The organism is Microbacterium sp. GXF7504 (genome assembly GCF_054798235.1).
Window position 1 is genome coordinate 730,589 of record NZ_JBSJZI010000001.1, and the last position, 18,535, is coordinate 749,123.

Genomic DNA, 18,535 nt, shown 5'->3' on the forward strand with positions numbered 1-18,535 from the left:
TCAGTGCTCTCCCTCGGGCTCGAACCAGGTGGCGTCGGGACCGTCGACGACGATGTCCCAGCGGTAGCCCATGGAGAACTCCGGCACCGTGAGGTCGTGGTCGTAGGTCGAGATCAGCCGATCACGGTCCTTCTGACTGCGGATGGTGTTGTAGATCGGGTCGAGCGCGAACAGCGGGTCGCCCGGGAAGTACATCTGCGTGATGATCCGCTGCGTGAACCCCGAGCCGAAGATCGAGAAGTGGATGTGGGCCGGACGCCACGCGTTGATGTGGTTCTTCCACGGGTAGGGCCCGGGCTTGATGGTGGTGAAGAAGTACTCGCCGTTGTCGTTCGTGATGGTGCGGCCGGCACCGGTGAAGTTCGGGTCGAGCGGGGCGGGGTGCTGGTCGCGCTGGTGGATGTAGCGACCGGCGGCGTTGGCCTGCCAGATCTCGATGAGCTGGTTGCGCAGCGGCCGGCCCCAACTGTCGAGCACGCGACCGGTGACGGTGATGCGCTCCCCCTGCGGCTCGCCGGTGTGCTGCAGCGTGAGGTCGGATTCGATGAGCGCGACGTCGCGCTGACCGAACGCCGGCGAGTACAGCTCGATCGTCTCGGGGTCGACCAGGCGCGGGTTCTTGGTGGGGTGGCGCAGGATGCTGGAGCGGTACGGCGCGAAGTCGTACAGCGTCTTGAGCACGGTCTCGCCGGCGGCCTCGCGGGCGTCGGCCTCGGCGTGCAGCTGCGCCATCTCCTCGTTGATCTGACGCTGCGAGGGCATGTCCGCGGACGCGAGCAGCGTCTCGGGTGCCGCAGCGGTGGGTGTGGGCTCTGCCATGAATGTCCCCTTCGACGTCTGGGCGGTCGATCAAGGGTCGCACCGAGGTCGTCCGCGCCTTCGACGCTATTCCCACTGAGTGGGAATGGGGGCTTCCGTCCAGCGGATCCCTCAGCCCTTCCGCAGGGCCCGGGTGAGGTCTTTCGCGGCCTGCACGACGAGGGGCGCGAGCCGGCGTTCGAGCGACTCCGATTCGTGCGCCACGATGCCCATCGCCATCGGGGGGAGGCCGGCGACGAGCCCGAGCGGTGCGGCCACCGAGATGTTCCCGAGCGTCATCTCGCCGCGCGTCACCGCGTACCCGCGGGTGCGGGCCAGCTCGATCTCGGCGCGGAGGGCGGCCGGGTCGGTGATCGACAGGGTCGTCTCGGGCAGGAGCGGCCCCTGCAGGTACTCGTCGAGCCAGGCGTCCTCGCGGGTTCCGAGCAGCGCCTTGCCGACGCCGGTGGTGTGCAGCGGGTGACGGCCTCCCATCCGGCCGAGGGTCGGCACCGAGGCCCGGCCCGTGATCCGACCGGCGAACAGCACGGTCGCCGTGTGCGGGGTGGGGGCGTCGAGCACGGCCAGGTGCACGTTCTCCCCGGTCGCCTCGTACAGGCGCACCATGTGCGGCAACCCGGTCTCGCGCAGGCGCAGGGCGAGGGGCGACAGCTCCCCCACCTCCCACAGCCGCTGCCCGATCGCGTAGCGGAACCCGTCGGTGCGCCCCAGCAGGCCCTCCTCGACGAGCTGCCCGATGAGGCGGTGCACCGTCGACAGCGGGAGCCCCGACCGCTCCGCGAGCTGCGCGGCGGTCAGTTCCGGGGTGTCCTCGTCGAACGCCGAGAGCAGCCGCATCGCGCGGCGCAGCATCCCGTCGGCCATGGCTCCTCCGCGTCGAGGGTATCGCCGCGGATCGGGCGGCCGCGCGCGGCGCCGTGCGGTACTGCCCGAGGTCGATGCTCACCTGTCGGGAAGTGCGGCCGAAGCGCACACCGTGCGACAGGGGAACGGCGGCCGGATACGGCGTGGGATGCTGGGCGCATGGCGAACTCGCCCAGCGGTGACACGATGACCGAGCGCATCGTGCGGGTGCTGGAGACCTTCACCGCCGAGCGCACGGTGCAGACCGCCGCCGAGATCGGCCGCCGCGCCGGGCTGCCGTCCTCGAGCGCGCACCGCATCGTCGACGACCTCGTCGGGGCCGGACTCCTCGAGCGGGACGAGGACCGGCGCATCAGGCTCGGGATGCGGCTGTGGGAGCTCGCGCTCCGCGGCTCGAGCGCGCTGCGGCTGAGGCAGGCGGCGCTGCCGTTCATGCAGGAGGTGCAGCGCAGCATCCGGCAGCACACCCAACTCGCCGTGCTGGAGCAGGACGAGGCGCTGTTCCTTGAGCGCCTGTCGCACCCGGCCGCGGGCGCGAACATCACCCGGGTGGCCGGCCGGCTGCCGCTGCACGCGTCGTCGTCCGGGCTCGTGCTGCTCGCGCACGCGGAGCCGACCGTGCGCGAACGCGTGCTCGCGGGGCCACTCCGGGCGCTCTCGCGCGAGACGGTGACGGATGCGGCGGCGCTCCGCCGCATCCTCGCCCGCATCCGCCGGCAGGGGTTCGTCGTCGCCCCGGGCACGGTGGAGACCGTGTCGACCGGCGTCGCCGTGCCGGTGCGGAGCGCGGGCGAGGTCGTGGCCGCGCTGTCGGTGGTGCTCCCCCGCGACGCCGACCCCGCCGCATCCGTCGAGGCGCTGCGTGCCGCCGCCGCCGGTGTCGAGGCCGCCCTCCGCGCCGACCGCCGCTGACCCCGGCTGGGCCGCGAGACTGCTTCTGCGCGCCGAGACTGCGGGGTCACCCCGCTGTCTCGGCGGTCGGATGCAGTCTCGCGGTCCGATACGGGGAATCCCGTTCAATGGGAAACGCCGGGACACGGCGGATGCTGCGCGGCATGCTGGGGCCACGCATCCGTCGAAGGAGACGCCCATGACCGAAACCATCCGCACCCGGGTCGCCATCATCGGCGCCGGACCCGCCGGACTCCTGCTGTCGCACCTGCTCGCCGCCGAGGGCGTCGAGTCGGTGATCGTCGACCAGCGCTCCCGCGAGGAGATCGAGCAGACGATCCGCGCCGGCATCCTCGAGCAGGGCACGGTCGACGTGCTCACGCAGACCGGCGCGTCCGAGCGCGTGCTCGTCGACGGGCACCGCCACGACGGCATCGAGCTGCGGTTCGAGGGCGAGGGGCACCGCATCGACTTCCCCGGCCTCGTCGGCCGCAGCGTCTGGCTGTACCCGCAGCACGAGGTGCTGAAGGACCTCATCGCCACCCGCCTCGCCGCGGGGCAGGACATCCGGTTCGGCGTCACCGCCGAGCGCGTCGACGGCGCCGAGACCGACCGGCCGAGCGTCGTCGTCACGGATGCGGACGGCACCACGACCGAGATCGTCGCCGAGTTCGTTGTCGGCGCCGACGGATCGCGCTCCGTCGCGCGCGCGGCCGTGACCGGGTCGTCCACCGGCGGATACTTCCGCGAGTACCCGTTCGCCTGGTTCGGCATCCTCTGCGAGGCCCCGCCGAGCTCCGACGAACTCATCTACAGCAACTCGCCGAACGGGTTCGCGCTCATCAGCCAGCGCTCCGCCACCGTCCAGCGCATGTACTTCCAGTGCGACCCCGAGGCCGACCCCAACGCGTACAGCGAGGCCGAGCTGTGGGAGGCGCTGCAGTCGCGCGTGCCGGGCACGACCCTCAAGGAAGGGCCGATCTTCCAGCGCGACGTGCTGCGGTTCCGCAGCTTCGTGGCGCACGAGCTGCGCCGCGGCCGCGTCGCACTCGTCGGCGACGCCGCGCACACCGTGCCGCCGACCGGCGCGAAGGGCATGAACCTCGCCGTCGCCGACGTCGTGCTGCTGTCGAAGGCGCTCGAGGCGCTGCTCCTGCGGAACGACCAGGCCCCGCTCGACCGCTACGCCGAGGTCGCCTCGCGCCGCATCTGGAAGGCCCAGCACTTCTCCTGGTGGATGACGAGCATGCTCCACGTCGCACCCGACGCGAGCGACTTCGACCGTCGCCGCCAGGTGGGCGAGCTGCGCAGCGTCGTCGAGTCCGAGGCCGGCCGCACCTACCTCGCCGAGGCGTACACGGGCTGGCCGCTCGAGACCTCGCTCTGAGCCGCGGCCCGCGCCCGCCCGACCCGAACGCGCGGGCGCGGGCCGCCCGCATCCGCTCGGGACGCCGGCGACGGCCGCGTCAGTGGCGGATGCGGAGGGCGACCGCGGTGCCGACGACACCGAAGACGGCGACGGCCGCGGTGATGGCGAGCAGCGGCGCCGTCCACGCCCCGGTGGCCTCGTGCAGCCCGCCGACCACCGTGGGACCGACCGCCGCGACCGCGTAGCCGATGCCCTGCACGAGCCCGGACCGGCCGGTGATCTCGTGCTGGTCGCCGCCGAGCGCGCTGACCATGATGAACACGACCGTGAGTCCGCCGCCCTGTGCGACGCCGCCGACGACGCACCACAGCCACCACAGGTCGGGGGCGAACAGGAACCCGAGCGTCACGGTCGCCCAGCCGGAAGCCACGACGACCACGCCGGCCGGGATCGACACCCGGGTGAGCCCCGGGATGAGGAGCGCCCCGGCGATCCCGGCGACCTGGAACAGCGCCGAGATCGCGCCCGCCGCCGTCACCGCGAACCCGCGGTCGACGAGCAGGGTGGGCAGCCACGCCGTCATGGCGTAGTACGAGAACGCCTGACCGGCGAACGCGGCACCGAGCGCCCAGGTGCTGCCTGCGCGCAGCACCGACCGCCGCGGCGCGTCGCGCGTCGACTTCGGCGCGGGGTCGGGCACGGGGACGAACGTGGCGCGCACGCCGTACAGCGCGATCCACGCCGCGACCGCGCCGAGTCCGAAGACGGCGCCGAGCGCGATCGCGCTGCGCCAGCCGATCCCGGCCGCGATCGGTGCCGTCGCGAGGGTGACCGTCATCGTGCCCACGTTGATCGCGGACGTGTAGACGCCGGTCATGAAGTGCACGCGCCGGGGCGGGAACTCCCGGGCGATGACCACGGGCACCACGACGTTGCCGATCGTGAGGAAGATGCCGAGGATCGCGGTGCCGAGCACCGCGACGGGGTACCCGTCGAGCGAGCGGAGCACGCATCCGACGACCGCGCCGAGCATGCTGACCGCGAGCGCGAAGTTCGCCCCGCCCCGCCGGATGACCGCGATGGCGAGCGGGGAGCAGACCGCGAAGGCGAGCACGGGGATGCTGGTGAGCACACCGAGCGCCGCCGCGGAGACGCCGAGGTCGTCGCCCATGTCCCGGGCGACCGGTGCGACCGCGATGATCGGGGCGCGCAGCATCGCCGCGACGAGCGCGATGCCGACGACGAGCAGGACGGTCCGGGAGGTGCCGGCACGGAGGGTCGGGGACATCCTTGCCACCCTATGCCCGCCCGGCCACCCCGGCGCGGGCCGTCACCCCCGACCGACCCGGGCACGGCCGGTCACCCCCGACCGACCCCGGACACAACTGCGGAGACGATCCCCGACACGCCGCCCCACCCGCATCCGGACGCGGCGTGTCGCCCACGAACTCCGCAGTTGTGCACGCGGGGCGCTCCACCGGCGCGGGCCGCCGCCCCCGCCCAGCCCGGACACAACTGCGGAGACGATCCCCGACACGCCGCCCCACCCGCATCCGGATGCGGCGTGTCGCCCACGAACTCCGCAGTTGTGCACGCGGGGCGCGGGTGGAAGTCGGCGCGAAGCGGCACGGACCGCCGGGTATAGTCCGGTGACCATGGGCGAGGACACACGGCTGCAGCGGATCGGGCTGCTCGTCGCGGTGTGCCTCATCGCCGCGAACATGCGCACGACGATCACGGGCGTCGGTCCGCTGCTGGAGCAGATCGCCGGCGACCTCGGCACGACGACCGTCGCGCTCGGAGCGCTCGCCTCGATCCCCCTCCTGACCTGGGCGATCGTGTCGCCGCTCACCCACGACCTGAGCCGCCGGTTCGGTGCGTCGCGGGTGCTCCTGTGGTCGCTGCTGGCGCTCACCGTCGGCACCGTGTGGCGCTCGGTCCCGGGCGCGGCCGTCAACCTCTGGCTCGGCACCGTGCTCATCGGCGCCGCCCTCGCGATCGCGAACGTGCTCATGCCGGCGGTGATCAAGCGCGACTTCGTCGGGCACGTGCCCGCCGTCATGGGTGTGTACACGGCGCTCCTCGCGGGTTCCGGCGCGGTCGCGTCCGGGATCGTCGTGCCGATCGCCGACGTCCAGGTCGACGGCGACCCGCTCGGATGGCGCGTCGCACTGCTGGCCACGGGCGCGCTGCTCCCCTTCGCGATCATCGCGTGGCTGCTGGCCTCGCGCCGCTCGGCGAGCGCCTCGGCGGCACCGCGCACCCCGCGGACGGCCGGCGGCACCGGCATCTGGCGGGATCCGCTCGCGTGGCAGGTCGCCGCGTACACCGGCCTGCAGTCGGCCTCGTTCTACATCCAGCTCACGTGGGTCGCCCCCTTCGCGACCGACAACGGCCGGTCGCCGGTCGTCGCCGGCATCGACGTCGCGGTCTACCAGTTGGCCGGCATCGTCGGCTCACTCGTGCTGCCGGTGTTCCTGAAGGGTCGGGCTCGGCGCTGGGTGCCCGCGACCCTGCCTGTGCTGGCGATGGTGGCGGTCGTCGGGATGCTGACGGCGACCGACCTGCTGACGCTGTGGACGATCCCGGCGGGCCTGTCGGCCGGGGCGTCGCTCGGGATGTCGCTCACGCTCATGGCGGAGCGCGCGCACGACCTGTCGGCGGCCACGGCGCTCTCGGGCATGGCGCAGTCGGTCGGCTACCTGCTGGCGGCGATCGGCCCGGTGGCGTTCGGCGCGCTGCACGCCGTCGACGGCGGATGGATCCTGCCGTTCGCGTTGCTGTTCGCGGTCCTGCTCGCCCAGCTCCTGTTCGGTGTGGGCGTGGGCCGCGAACGGTTCGTGCTCGAGCGGCGAGCGCCCCAGCGCTCGAAGGTCTGACGCCGCGCCAGCCGGGAGCGGTCGCGCACGACGCGGCATCCGGGAGAACTCGTCTTCCGTCGGTCAGAACGGACCGTGGAGCGCGCGCCCGGTCGTTCCTACCGTGGTGCCGGGTCGAGTGTCGACCCGGCACCCATCGAGGCAGGGCTGAGGAGGCCGATACGGATGACGCCGCGCACGAATCGTCAGATGACACTGACGTTCTTCATGACCGCGTTCGGATACCACAACGACGCGTGGATGCACCCGCGCAGCAACGCCGAGGAGATCGGCAAGCTCTCGCTCATCCGCGAGATGGCGCAGGCCGCCGAGCGGGCGAAGCTGGACGCCGTCTTCATCGCGGACAGCGTCAGCGCGCACCCGCTGTGGCGGGGCGCCTACCGCGGCGCGTCGGTGTACGAGCCGGTCGTGACCCTGGCCGCGCTGATCGGCTACACGGACAAGATCGGTCTCATCGGCACGCAGTCGACGACGTTCAACGAGCCCTACACGGTCGCCCGCCAGTTCGCCGAGCTCGACGTGCTCAGCGGCGGCCGTGCGGCGTGGAACATCGTCACCGCGATCAACGGCAACGAGAACTACGGTCGCGACCTGCCGCCGAAGGACTGGCGCTACGACCGCGCGACGGAGTTCGTCGACGTCGTGACGAAGCTCTGGGACTCCTGGGACCGCGATGCGATCGTCAACGACCACGAACGCGGCCGCTGGGTCGACACCGAACGGATCCACCGCATCAACCACGTCGGCGAGCACTTCAAGGTCGAGGGGCCGCTCGCGATCCCTCGGTCGCCGCAGGAGCGCCCCGTGCTCGTGCAGGCGGGCCAGTCCCCGGCCGGCCTGGAGCTCGGCACCTCGGTCGCCGACCTCATCTACGCGGTGCAGCCGGAGTACCACGCGGCGGTCGACTTCTACCGGATGTTCAAGGACCGCGTCGCCGCGAAGGGCCGCAACCCCGAGAAGGTGCGGATCCTGCCGGGCATCATGCCCATCACCGGCCGCACGCAGAAGGAGGCAGAGGAGTTCGCCAAGGAGCTCGAGGACAGCATGCACCCGGGCAACAGCCGGGCCCTCATCGAGAACTTCCTCGGCATCGACATCAGCGACCTGGAGATGACCGACCGCATCCCGCAGGAGCGGTTCGTCGACGACCCGGAGCGCATCGAGCGGTACAAGCTGTTCCGCGACCTCGCGAAGGAGATGAGCATCCGCGAGCTCATGGTGCACATCGCCCGTGCGGTGGGACACCGGGTCATGATCGCGACGCCCGACAAGATCGCGGAGTCGATGATCGAGTGGTTCGAGGGCCGCGCGTGCGACGGCTTCAACCTCAACATGCCGTCGATCCCGGAGGGGATGAACCGCGTGTTCGACCTCGTGGTGCCCGAGCTGCAGGAGCGGGGCTACTTCCGTGCCGAGTACGTCGGTGACACGTTCCGCGAGCGGTCCGGCCTCGAGGTGGAAGCGGACGACCTGGAGCGTCTGCGGGCGACGTACCGCACGTTCGCCACGGTCTGACCGACCGCAGACGGGAGGGGAGGACCGGTGCGGTCCTCCCCTCCTTCCGTGCCGTCGTTCAGCGGTCGCTCGGTCGACCCACCGCGTAGGGGCTGAACCCGCCGCCGTCGACCCCGATCGTCTGGGCGGTGATGTAGCCGCTCGCCTCGTGGGCGAAGAACGCGACGACGTGCGCGATGTCCTCCGGGGTGCCGACGCGGCCGACGCCGATCCGCTCACTCATGCGCGCCATCGCCTCCGCGCGGTCCTCATTCGTGCGCCCGAGCATGGAACGGCTCGTCGCGACGAGTCCGGGGCAGATCGCGTTCGCGGTGATCCCCCAGCCGACGACGTCCATCGCGAGGGCGCGGGTCATCCCGAGCACGCCGGCCTTCGACGCGGAGTACGCGGTCGACCGGCCGGCGGGCTCGATCCCCGCCATCGACGAGATCGTGACGATGCGCCCGTATCGGCGCTCGCGCATGAGCGGAACGGCGGCGCGGGCCATGAGGAACGCGCCGGTGAGGTTCACGCGCAGCTGCAGGTCCCACGCCTCCAGCGGCACGTCCTCCACATCCACGCGGTCGGCGCCCTGCGGAGCAGCGGCATTGTTGACGAGGATGTCGAGCCGGCCGTAGCGCTCCCGCACCGCCGCCATGATCCGCTCGACGTCCTCCGGCGATCCGACGTCGCCGAGCATCGCCTCTGCGGTGCCGCCGGCATCCCGGATCTCGGCGACGAGTTCGTCGAGCCCGCGCTCCTGGTCGGCGGTCTGCCCCGCGTTGACGACGCCGCGGGGCTCACGGTCCGTCACGACGACCGTGCGTCCCTCGGATGCCAGGCGACGCGCGATGGCCGCGCCCATGCCGTCCGGTTTGCCGCAGCCGCTGATGAGCGCGACGGGTGCCTCGTGTGTCATGTCTCTCCTTCTGGTCTGGGCGGATGCGGGTGCGCACCGCCGGGTGCACGGTCGACCGTCCCCGGGCACGACGGCGGGGCCGCAGGCGCATCGCCCGCGACCCCGCCGCGCATGCCGGGGATCAGCCGACCCAGGTCAGTTCCGCCCACGCCGGCGTGTTCGTCTGCCCCTCGCCGTTGAGCAGGCCGTCCCAGCGGGCGGTGCTCACGGTGTAGTTCGAGCCGTTCGTCCAGGCCAACGGGAGCCAGTGCACGCTCTCCGCCGCGCGCTGCTGCACGGTGTGGAAGTACTCCGCGCGCTGCTCGCGATCCAGCGTCGAGAGGGCCCCCTTCGCGGCGGCGTCCAGTTCCTCGTCGCAGACGCCGGACGGGTTGCTGACCGGGATGCGGTTCGGGTTGCAGGTGAGCCAGCGGGTGATGCCGATGCTGGGGTCCGCGCCGACCGTGTTCCGCAGCAGCATGATGCCGAAGTCGCCCTGCTGGAACACGGCGTCCATGAAGACCGGCTCGGCCGTCCCGACGAGGTTCACGCCGATGCCGACCTCCTGCAGGGAGGACTTCACCACCTCGGCGACGGCCGCCACGTCGCTGAGGGCGGAGATGAACCGGACGTCGATCGTGAACCGGGTGCCGTCGGCGCCGACCGGGTAGCCCGCCGCGTCGAGCGCCTTGCCGATCTCGTCGACGTCGCGTTCGAAGAGCTTGTCGAAGTCGATCGAGGAGTCCTGCGCCCACGCGAGCGTGTCGGGGAACACGGTGCGCGCCGGCTCGCCGAGCCCGTTGAGGCCGAGGTCGACGACCGCGTCGCGGTCGATCGCCGCGTACACCAGGCCGCGCAGCTCCGGCGTGGCGAGCTGTTCGACCCCGGAGTTGAACGCGAGCGTGGTCATCTGTGTGAACACGCCGCGCGTGGTGAGCTCCAGCGCGTCGGATGCGGCGACCTGGTCCTGCTGCGACGGGTCCACCGTGGCGGCGTCGAGCTCACCGGCCTGCAGCGCCATCATCCGGGCGTTCGCGTCGGTCATCACGGGGTAGATCGCCCGGTCGACCTCGATGTCGCCGCGCCACCAGTTCGGGTTCTTCACCAGCACGACCTGCTCGCCCGGGCTGAACGACTCGAACATGAGCGGACCGGTGCCGATGGGGGCCATGTTGGCGGGGTTGGTGACGTAGTCGGTGCCCTCGTAGACGTGCTTGGGCACGATCGCCTGCTGCGACAAGGCCTCCAGGAACGGGCCGTACTGCGAGGCGAGGTGCAGGATGACGGTCGTGTCGTCGGGGGTCTCGATCGATGCGATGGACTCTGAGAGGGGCTTGCCGAAGGTCTGGAGCGGCATGATCTCCTCGAAGTTGAACTTCACGTCCTCGGCGGTGAACGGTTCGCCGTCGTGCCACTGCACGCCCTCGCGCAGGTTCAGCGTCACGGTCATGCCGTCGTCGCTGAACTCCCACTCCTCGACGAGGCCGGGCATGATCTCGTACTGGTCGTTCACCTCGACGAGCGTGCCGAGGATCGCGAAGCCGAACCGCAACGGGATCGGCCCGCCGGCGAACTGGGGGTTCAGCGCGGTCGGGTCGGCGCTGATCGCCTCGACGTAGACGTGCTCGACGCCGTCGTCCGCGGCATCCGTCGCGCCGCCTCCGCCGCATGCGGTCAGGGTCACGGCCATCGCGGCGGCGCCCAGCGCCGCGCTCCACCGTAGGTGTCTCTTGCTCATCCTCGAGCTGCCTTTCTGTCGTGCGTTCGGGTCTTCCTGGGTCGTCACAGCCGCGGCGCGGCCGCGAGCAGGGTGCGGGTGTAGTCCTCGGTCGGCGCCTCGAAGATCTGCGTCTTCGTGCCGTGCTCGACGATCCGTCCGTTGCGCATCACGTACACGTGGTCGGCCACCTTCTGGACGACGGGGAGATCGTGGGTGATGAAGACGTAGCCGATCCCCCGTTCGGCCTGCAGGTCGGTGAGCACCCGGAGGACGCCGGCCTTCACGGACGCGTCGAGAGCGGAGACCGCCTCGTCGGCGATGATGATTCGGGGGTCCAGCACGAGCGCACGGGCGATGAGCACACGCTGTCGCTGACCGCCGCTGAGTTCGTGGGGGAACCGGTCGAGGAAACCGGATGCGGGGAACAGTCCGACCGACTCGAGCGCGTCGGCCGCGACCCGCTCGACATCCCTCCCGCTCGCGACGTCGTGCAGTCTGATGATCTCGCCGAGCGCGCGGCGGACGGTCTTGCGGGGGTTCAGCGACCCCGCCGGGTCCTGCAGCACCGCCTGCACGCTGCGGCGGTAGCGGCGACGTTGCGTCGCCGTCATGCGGCGCAGGTCCACCCCGTCCAACGCGACCGTCCCCGTGGTGGGTTCGATGAGCCCGAGCAGCATCCGCGCCAGGGTGCTCTTGCCGCTGCCGCTCTCGCCCACGACCGCGATGAACTCGCCGGGGCGGGCGACGAGGGACGCGTCCGCGACGGCGGTCACGCCGCGACGGCCGCCGTACACCTTGGAGGCGTCGCGGACGTCGAGCACGACCGCGCCCGCCGGCTGGGTCGAGGTCATACCTTCTCCGTTTCGTGCAGGAACACCGTGGTGTCGGCCGCGAGCCGGTCGCGCAGCACCGGGGGGATCGAGTACAGCTCGGTCCCGTCGTCGGTGAGGCTGCGGACCGCCCGCAGCAACGCCTGGGTGTACGGGTGCCTCGGATCGTCGAGCACGGCACGCGTGGGGCCGGCCTCGAGCACCCGCCCGCCGTACATGACGTAGAGGCGGTCGGTCATCTGCGCGACGACGGCGAGGTCGTGGGACACGAGGAGCAACGAGGTGCCGAGCGTGCGGACGGTGTCGTCGAGGCCGCGGAGGACGACCGCCTGCACGGTCGCGTCGAGCGCGGTGGTCGGTTCGTCGGCGATGAGCAGCTCGGGGCGCTTGGCGACGGCGATGGCGATGAGCACGCGCTGGCGCATGCCGCCGCTGAGCTCGTGCGGGAACTTCGCGGCGACGCCCTTCGCATCGTCGAGCCCGGCGAGCACGAGGGAGCGGAGCACCTCGGTCTCGACCTGCGCGCGCTCGCGCACCCGTCCGCTGGCACGGACGGATTCGGCGACCTGCCGGCCGATGCGCTTGGTCGGGTTGAGATAGGTGAGCGGGTCCTGGAACACCATCCCGACACGGCGGGACCGGACCTCGCGCCATGCGCGCGGCGGCGCACCGACCATCTCGGCGCCGTCGAAGCGCAGCGATCCCTCGACCCGCACCCGCGGCGACGTCGGCAGGAGCCCCGCGATCGAGCGGGCGGTCACCGACTTGCCCGAGCCGGATTCGCCGACGATCCCCACGCGTTCCCCGCGGTGCACCGTGAGCGTCACGTCCTTCACCGCGTGCACGGACTCCCGCTCGCCCGCGGGGAGGTGGACCGAGAGGGACGTGAGCCTGAGCATCGGCTCCGTCGTCTCGTCGATGTTCATTTGACCCTCCCGATGGTCGGGTTGAGGATGTCGTTCAGCGAGTCGCCGAGCATGTTCACCGCGAGCACGACGAAGAAGATGCACAGGCCGGGGAGCACGGCCAGCCACCACCCGCTCGCCATGTACGGCTGGGCCGCGTTCAGCAGCGCGCCCCAGCTCGGGGTGTTCGTGTCGCCGATGCCCAGGAACGCCAGCGACGATTCGATGAGGATCGCCCGGCCGACGGTCATCGTGGTGGCCACCAGCACCGGCGGCATGGCGTTCGGGAGCACGTCGGACCACAGGATGCGGAGGCTGTGGAACCCCGCGGCGCGTGCCGACTCGACGTAGCCGAGCTGGGCGATCCGCATCGCCTCGGCGCGCACGATCCTCGCGACCGAGGGCCACATGGTGATCGACAGGATCCCGACGACGAGGACGATGTTCGCGCCGAAGAGGGCGGCCGCGACGATCGCGAGCACGATCCCGGGCAGCACCTGGAAGAACTCGGCCAGCTTGACCAGGAGCGTGTCGGCGAAGCCGCCGTAGAACCCCGCCAGTCCGCCCAGCACGAGTCCGAGCGTCATGCACAGGATCGCGACGGTGAACCCGACGATCAGCGACACCCGGCCGCCCAGCAGCATCCGGGACAGGTAGTCGCGCCCCAACTGGTCGGTGCCGAACCATCCGGCCTCCCCGGGCGGCTGCAGCACGTCGGCGCTCGTCGCCACGGGGTCCGCCGCGAACAGCGGCCCGATCGCGACGGCGAGGGCGATGACGGCGAGCGCGCCGAGGAAGAAGAGGTTGCCGGGGCGGCGGATGAACCGGCGCCAGACCGACGGCCGCCGTCCGCCGCGGGGGGCGGTCGGCGTCGCGCCGGTGGCCGGCGCGTCCAGTGCCGCGACGAGCGGATCCGGCGCGGTCGTGTCGTCGACGCGGGTCAAGAGGCCCTCCCTGAGGCGAAGAGTCGTGCGCGCAGGCGGGGATCGACGATCCCGTACACGATGTCGGTGAGCAGGTTGATGACGATGATCGCCAGCGTGATGACCACGGCGCAGCCGAGCACGACCTGGTTGTTCTGCTTCTGGACGGCGTCGTAGAGGAGCAGTCCCATGCCCGGCCAGCCGAAGACCCGCTCGATCACGACGGAGCCGGCGAACGTGATGCCCAGGCTGTAGCCGGAGATCGTCACCAGGGGCAGCAGCGCGTTGGGGAGCGCGTGCCGCCACAGCACCGCCTGCCCGGCGATGCCCTTCGACCGGGCGGTGTCGATGTAGTCCTGTCCGAGGGCCTCGATGACCGAGGACCGCATGATCCGCGTCTTGTACGCGAGTTCCGTCGTGGCCATCGTGATGACGGGCAGCACGAGGTACTGGATCGCGATCCCCTCCTGCCCGTACGGGCTCTTGCCCTGGGTGGGGAGCCATCCCAGCCACATCGAGAACACCATGATGAGCAGCAGGCCGAGCCAGAAGTTCGGGATCGAGAACAGCGCCAAGGCGAAGCCCGAGATGGTGCCGTCGAGCACCTTGGACCGGGTGCGGGCGGCGATCGTGCCGAGCACGATGCCGCCGACGGTGGAGATCACGAATGCGGGCAGGGCCAGCGCGATCGTGTTCCCGACGCGGTCAATGATGAGCTCCGACACCGTCATCGACGTGCCGAACGAGGTGCCGAGGTTCCCGGTGAAGATGTTCCCGAGGAAGATCAGGTACCGCTCGACGAGGGGACGGTCCAGGCCGAACGCGGCCACCATCTGCGCACGGAAGTCGTCCGAGACCGGACTGTCCCCGATGAGGCTCTGCACCGGGTCGCCGGGGGCGATCTCCAGCAGGAGGAACAGCACGGTCAGCACCGCCACGAACAGCAGGAGGGACGACAGCAGCAGCCGACCGATGTGCAGCATCGCCGGCTTCACGGGCGCGCTCCGGCGCGTCGGCGACCGGTTCGTGGGACCACGGGCGTCTTCGTTCGCACTGCTTCTCTCATCTCCGTCGATGACAGTCGGCCGGCGGATCCGGGCGGGACGCCTCGGTCGCGGTGCCCCAGCGTACGGCGCGCCGAACCCCGACGATCAATCGCGCATTCCGCACTGCGGAAGGCCGCTCCGGGGTGCGTCCATCCCGCCCCGACCACCCTTCCGCGGGGCGGAAGGAGACGGCCTCGGGGGGTGCGGTCATCGGAAAATGGCCGGACCATCCGGACCACCGCCGGGCCGCACGACCGTTCGAAGGAGATCGGATGAGTGCCGACATCCTCCACATCTCGGACTACCGCCAGCCCGCCGTCGTACCCGCGGGCCTCCGCCCGGCCGCGACCGGTCAGACGGCGGCGCACGCCGCGGATGCCGATCGACCCGCGGCGGCGGAGCACGACCTCGGGAAGCGCACCGCCGCATCCCGGCTCCTGGCGCTCCTGGATGCGTTCGGCGTCGGCGACGGCGCGAAGACCCTCTCCGAGCTGAGCCGGCATGCGGGTCTCTCCCTGACCACCACCCACCGCCTCGTGCACGAGCTGCGCGGCTGGGGCGGGGTCGAGGTCGATCCCCGCGGCCGGTACCGGCTGAGCAACAAGCTGCTGGCCCTGGCGTCGGGCTCCGCGCAGGCGTTCGAGCTGCGGGAGCGGGCACTGCCCCATCTCATGGCGCTGAACCGGGTGGCCGGGATCAGCGTGCAACTCGCCGTCCGCGACGGCGGCGACGTGCTCTACCTTGAGGCGCTGCGCACCATCCCGAACTACACCGGTCAGAACCGGATCGGCGGCCGGATGCCGTTGCACACGGTGGCGACCGGGCTCGTCCTGCTCGCGCACGAGGAGCCGGCGTTCGTCGACGAGTACCTCTCGGGCCCGCTCGCCCGGTTCACCGAACGGACGCCGACGGATCCCGCCGCCATCCGCCGCGAACTGGAGCGCCTCCGGGAACGGCGGTACGTGTGCGCGGATCGGACGGTGACGCCGGAGGCCGGTTCGGTGGCGGCCCCCGTCGTCGGGGAGGACGGCCGCGTCGTCGCCGCCGTCGGCGTGATCTACTTCGTCGCCCAGACGGACCCTCGACAGCTGATCCGCCCCCTGCTGACCGCCGCGAAGCAGATCTCGCAGGCCATGACCGAGACCCGGTCGGCGCCGGATCCGCGGACGATCGCCTTCAACCGCCGCCGCGCCGGCCTGCTCTGACCGACGCCTTCAGGAGTCACATGCACACCACCCTCACCCCCGAGCACCTCCGCGACGTCCTCGGGAACTACCCGACCGGCGTGAGCGTCATCACCGCCACCGCCCCGGACGGACAGGCGCTCGCGATGGTCGTGGGCACCTTCACGTCGGTGTCGCTGGATCCGCCGCTGATCGCGTTCCTCCCGCAGAAGTCCTCATCCTCGTTCGCCGACCTCCGCGCCTGCGACCGGTTCGCGGTGAACGTCCTCGCGCACGACCAGGAGGACGTCGTGCGACGGCTCTCGCGGTCGGACCGGAAGAAGATGGACGCCGAGGCGTGGCATCCGTCCCCCGGCGGCGCACCCGTGCTGGACGGGGTCGTCGCGGCCATCGAGTGCGACTTCCACGACGTCATCGAGGCCGGCGACCACTACATCGCACTCGGGAACGTGCGGTCGCTGCGCACCGTCCGGCCGACGAACCCGCTGTTGTTCTTCCGCGGCGGGTACGGCGAGTTCGCCGCGAAGTCGATCGTCGTCCCCGACGGGCGGGGGCTCTCCGAGGCCGTGCGGCGCGCCCAGGCGCTGCGGACCGACCTGGAGGACGGCGCGCGGCGGCTGGGTGGCGAGCTCACCGTGTTCGCACGCATCGTCTCCGACTCGGTCGCGGTCGCGTCGGCGACCGCCGCCGGCAGCGAGACCGTCACGGAGCTGGGTGTGCGCTACCCGCTCGTCCCGCCGATCGGCGCACTGTACGTGGCGTGGTCGACGGCGTCGGAGCAGGATGCCTGGATCGGCAAGGCCGTCGGCGCCTCCCCGGCGCAGCGCCGGGCCTACCGCAGCCACCTCGCCGACATCCGCGACCACGGGTGGGCGGCCAGCTTCGTGCCGGACGACGACACCGGCGAGACGGGACTCCTCCCCGACGAGATCACCCGGCGGATGGCGACCTCCGCGTTCGTGCTCGACGTGAGCGAGATCGATCCGACCCGCCGCTACCGGTTGACCGGGTTGATGGCGCCGGTGTTCCTCGACGGCGGCCGGTCCCCCGAACTCATGATCCGGCAGCTGCTGTACCCCGCGATCGAGACGACCGGGGAGGCGGTGATCCGACGTGGGGAGGCACTCAAAGCGTTCGCCGAGCAGGCGTCGGCGCGGTTGAGCGCGGCGGCCGCGGCTTGAGTCGCGGACTCAGCGCATGACGTCGCGCAGGGTCGCGGCGATCTCGCGTCGGCGGTCCGCGTCCACGCCTGCGAACGTCTCCTGTTCGGCCTCGGCGGCGATCCGGTACGCCTGCCGGTGCAGTTCCTCCCCCGCCTCGGTCGCGACCACGACGTTCACGCGCCGGTCGTTCGGGTCGGGCTCTCGCCGCACGAGGTCCCGCTCGGCGAGCCCGTCCACGAGCGCGACGATCTGACTCGGGTCGAGCCGGAGGAAGTCGGAGAGCTCGCGCTGCGTGGGCCGTGAACCGCTGGCTGCGAGCGCGAGCACGCTGTACGACCGGGCCTTCAGTCCGAGGCCGGCGAGCGCGCTGTTGGCGCGGGCGAGGGACAGCGCGTTCACGCGGGCGAGGAGGAACGCGAGGTCGCTGCCGACGTGGGTCTCCCACAGCCGATCGGCGCCGGTGACGGCCCGGTCGGTCGTCGTGGAACCCGAGGATGACATGCCTGGATGCTAGCGCGGACCGTGGCGCGAAGAAATCATTGACAGTTTCAATGGTTTGGGTTTTCATGTGACGGAACCCCAATGGAGGACCTCACATGAGTCTTGAAGGCAAAGTCGCCGTCGTGACCGGATCCGGCCGCGGCCTGGGTCTCGCATACGCGCAGGAACTGGCGCGGCAGGGCGCCGCGGTCGTCGTCAACGACGTGGACGAGCAGACCGCGAACGACGCGGTCGCCGCGATCACCGCCGCCGGCGGCAGGGCCGTCGCCGTGGTCGCCCCGGTCGGGCCGACCGAGACGGCGCAGCAGCTCGTGCGCACGGCCGTCGACACGTTCGGCGGTCTCGACATCCTCGTCACCAACGCGGGCGTGCTCCGCGACCGGGTGCTCTGGAAGATGAGCGACGAGGATTTCGACACCGTCCTCGACGTGCACATGCGCGGCACCTTCACGTGCGTGCGGGAGGCGGCGACGTACATGCGCGAGCAGGGCGTCGCCGGCCGCATCATCTGCATCGGGTCGCCCGCCGGGCAGCGCGGCAACTTCGGGCAGACGAACTACGCCGGCGCGAAGGCCGGGATCGCCGGCATGGTCCGCACCTGGGCGATGGAGCTGAAGAAGGCGGGCATCACCGCCAACACCGTCGTCCCGGTCGCCGCGACCGGCATGACCGCGACCATGCCCTACTTCGCCGCGGCCGTCGCCGCCGACGCGGCGGGCGAGCCCATGCCGGCGTTCTTCCGTCACGACCTCGGCTTCGGCACCGCCGCCGACGTCGCGGGGCTCATCGCCTTCCTCGCCTCCGACGCCGCCGCCGGCATCACCGGCCAGGCGATCGGCGTGGGCGGCGACCGCCTGCAGGTGTGGTCGCACCCCGAGCCCGTGCTCACCGAGTACCACGAGGGCGGCTGGACGTACGAGGCGTTGCAGGCGCAGGGCGCCGACCTCCTCGGCGGACACCAGCAGAGCGTGGGCGAGACCTTCCCGCCGCTCCCCGAGGAGCTGCAGGCCGCGCAGGCCTGACCGCATCCCTGGTCCCCGACGACGAAA

The 18,535-nt window shown here is 71.6% G+C and carries 17 protein-coding genes; 7 read left to right on the forward strand and 10 right to left on the reverse strand.

Going from position 1 to position 18,535, the window contains the following annotated elements; translation table 11 throughout:
• Nucleotides 1-819, reverse strand: coding sequence for a protocatechuate 3,4-dioxygenase subunit beta (gene pcaH, locus ACWAUO_RS03430; protein WP_460773062.1), 819 nt, complete (start codon nt 817-819; stop codon nt 1-3).
• Nucleotides 820-930: 111 nt separating this feature from the next.
• Nucleotides 931-1,683, reverse strand: a complete 753-nt coding sequence (locus ACWAUO_RS03435; protein WP_460773063.1) for an IclR family transcriptional regulator — start codon at nt 1,681-1,683, stop codon at nt 931-933.
• Nucleotides 1,684-1,842: 159 nt separating this feature from the next.
• Between ACWAUO_RS03435 and ACWAUO_RS03440 the strand changes: the two genes are divergently transcribed.
• Together ACWAUO_RS03440 and ACWAUO_RS03445 are read left to right on the forward strand one after the other, a co-directional pair.
• Nucleotides 1,843-2,595, forward strand: coding sequence for an IclR family transcriptional regulator (locus ACWAUO_RS03440; RefSeq protein ID WP_460773065.1), 753 nt, complete (start codon nt 1,843-1,845; stop codon nt 2,593-2,595).
• Nucleotides 2,596-2,773: 178 nt separating this feature from the next.
• Nucleotides 2,774-3,961: a 4-hydroxybenzoate 3-monooxygenase gene (locus ACWAUO_RS03445; protein ID WP_460773066.1), complete on the forward strand. Its 1,188-nt coding sequence runs from the start codon at nt 2,774-2,776 to the stop codon at nt 3,959-3,961.
• Nucleotides 3,962-4,040: 79 nt separating this feature from the next.
• Here the strand turns inward: ACWAUO_RS03445 and ACWAUO_RS03450 are convergent, their stop codons facing one another.
• The gene (locus tag ACWAUO_RS03450) at nt 4,041-5,231 is read right to left on the reverse strand and encodes an MFS transporter (RefSeq protein ID WP_460773068.1); all 1,191 of its coding nucleotides are present in this window, start codon (nt 5,229-5,231) and stop codon (nt 4,041-4,043) included.
• Nucleotides 5,232-5,598: 367 nt separating this feature from the next.
• Here ACWAUO_RS03450 and ACWAUO_RS03455 point away from each other — a divergent pair, with 367 nt between their 5' ends.
• Together ACWAUO_RS03455 and ACWAUO_RS03460 are read left to right on the forward strand one after the other, a co-directional pair.
• Nucleotides 5,599-6,822, forward strand: a complete 1,224-nt coding sequence (locus tag ACWAUO_RS03455) for an MFS transporter (RefSeq protein ID WP_460773070.1) — start codon at nt 5,599-5,601, stop codon at nt 6,820-6,822.
• A 189-nt stretch (nt 6,823-7,011) separates the two neighbouring features.
• Entirely contained in the window at nt 7,012-8,337 is a 1,326-nt protein-coding gene (locus tag ACWAUO_RS03460; protein ID WP_460773072.1) for an NtaA/DmoA family FMN-dependent monooxygenase, read from the forward strand.
• Nucleotides 8,338-8,395: 58 nt separating this feature from the next.
• Here the strand turns inward: ACWAUO_RS03460 and ACWAUO_RS03465 are convergent, their stop codons facing one another.
• The 6 genes from ACWAUO_RS03465 to ACWAUO_RS03490 all read right to left on the reverse strand — a co-directional run bounded on the left by ACWAUO_RS03465 (nt 8,396) and on the right by ACWAUO_RS03490 (nt 14,575).
• Nucleotides 8,396-9,235 carry an SDR family NAD(P)-dependent oxidoreductase gene (locus ACWAUO_RS03465; protein ID WP_460773074.1) on the reverse strand — a complete coding sequence of 280 codons (840 nt, stop codon included), beginning with the start codon at nt 9,233-9,235 and terminating at the stop codon, nt 8,396-8,398.
• A gap of 121 nt (nt 9,236-9,356) precedes the next feature.
• Nucleotides 9,357-10,952, reverse strand: coding sequence for an ABC transporter substrate-binding protein (locus ACWAUO_RS03470; RefSeq protein ID WP_460773076.1), 1,596 nt, complete (start codon nt 10,950-10,952; stop codon nt 9,357-9,359).
• 44 nt (nt 10,953-10,996) lie between these two features.
• Complete coding sequence (locus ACWAUO_RS03475) at nt 10,997-11,785, reverse strand: ABC transporter ATP-binding protein (RefSeq protein ID WP_460773077.1); 789 nt, start codon at nt 11,783-11,785, stop codon at nt 10,997-10,999.
• Entirely contained in the window at nt 11,782-12,690 is a 909-nt protein-coding gene (locus ACWAUO_RS03480) for an ABC transporter ATP-binding protein (RefSeq protein ID WP_460773079.1), read from the reverse strand. The genes ACWAUO_RS03475 and ACWAUO_RS03480 overlap by 4 nt, the downstream gene beginning before the upstream one ends.
• Entirely contained in the window at nt 12,687-13,613 is a 927-nt protein-coding gene (locus tag ACWAUO_RS03485) for an ABC transporter permease (protein WP_460773080.1), read from the reverse strand. The genes ACWAUO_RS03480 and ACWAUO_RS03485 overlap by 4 nt, the downstream gene beginning before the upstream one ends.
• Nucleotides 13,610-14,575 carry an ABC transporter permease gene (locus tag ACWAUO_RS03490; RefSeq protein WP_460773082.1) on the reverse strand — a complete coding sequence of 322 codons (966 nt, stop codon included), beginning with the start codon at nt 14,573-14,575 and terminating at the stop codon, nt 13,610-13,612. The genes ACWAUO_RS03485 and ACWAUO_RS03490 overlap by 4 nt, the downstream gene beginning before the upstream one ends.
• 335 nt (nt 14,576-14,910) lie before the next feature.
• On the opposite strand from ACWAUO_RS03490, the gene ACWAUO_RS03495 reads away from it, so the two are divergent.
• Together ACWAUO_RS03495 and ACWAUO_RS03500 are read left to right on the forward strand one after the other, a co-directional pair.
• Nucleotides 14,911-15,843, forward strand: a complete 933-nt coding sequence (locus tag ACWAUO_RS03495; protein ID WP_460773085.1) for an IclR family transcriptional regulator — start codon at nt 14,911-14,913, stop codon at nt 15,841-15,843.
• 20 nt (nt 15,844-15,863) lie between these two features.
• Nucleotides 15,864-17,003 carry a flavin reductase family protein gene (locus tag ACWAUO_RS03500; protein ID WP_460773086.1) on the forward strand — a complete coding sequence of 380 codons (1,140 nt, stop codon included), beginning with the start codon at nt 15,864-15,866 and terminating at the stop codon, nt 17,001-17,003.
• A 9-nt stretch (nt 17,004-17,012) separates the two neighbouring features.
• Here the strand turns inward: ACWAUO_RS03500 and ACWAUO_RS03505 are convergent, their stop codons facing one another.
• Nucleotides 17,013-17,486: a MarR family winged helix-turn-helix transcriptional regulator gene (locus ACWAUO_RS03505; protein WP_460773088.1), complete on the reverse strand. Its 474-nt coding sequence runs from the start codon at nt 17,484-17,486 to the stop codon at nt 17,013-17,015.
• A 95-nt stretch (nt 17,487-17,581) separates the two neighbouring features.
• On the opposite strand from ACWAUO_RS03505, the gene ACWAUO_RS03510 reads away from it, so the two are divergent.
• A complete protein-coding gene (locus ACWAUO_RS03510; protein WP_460773090.1) occupies nt 17,582-18,508 on the forward strand; it encodes an SDR family NAD(P)-dependent oxidoreductase in 927 nt (308 codons plus the stop codon).
• Nucleotides 18,509-18,535 lie beyond the last annotated feature (27 nt).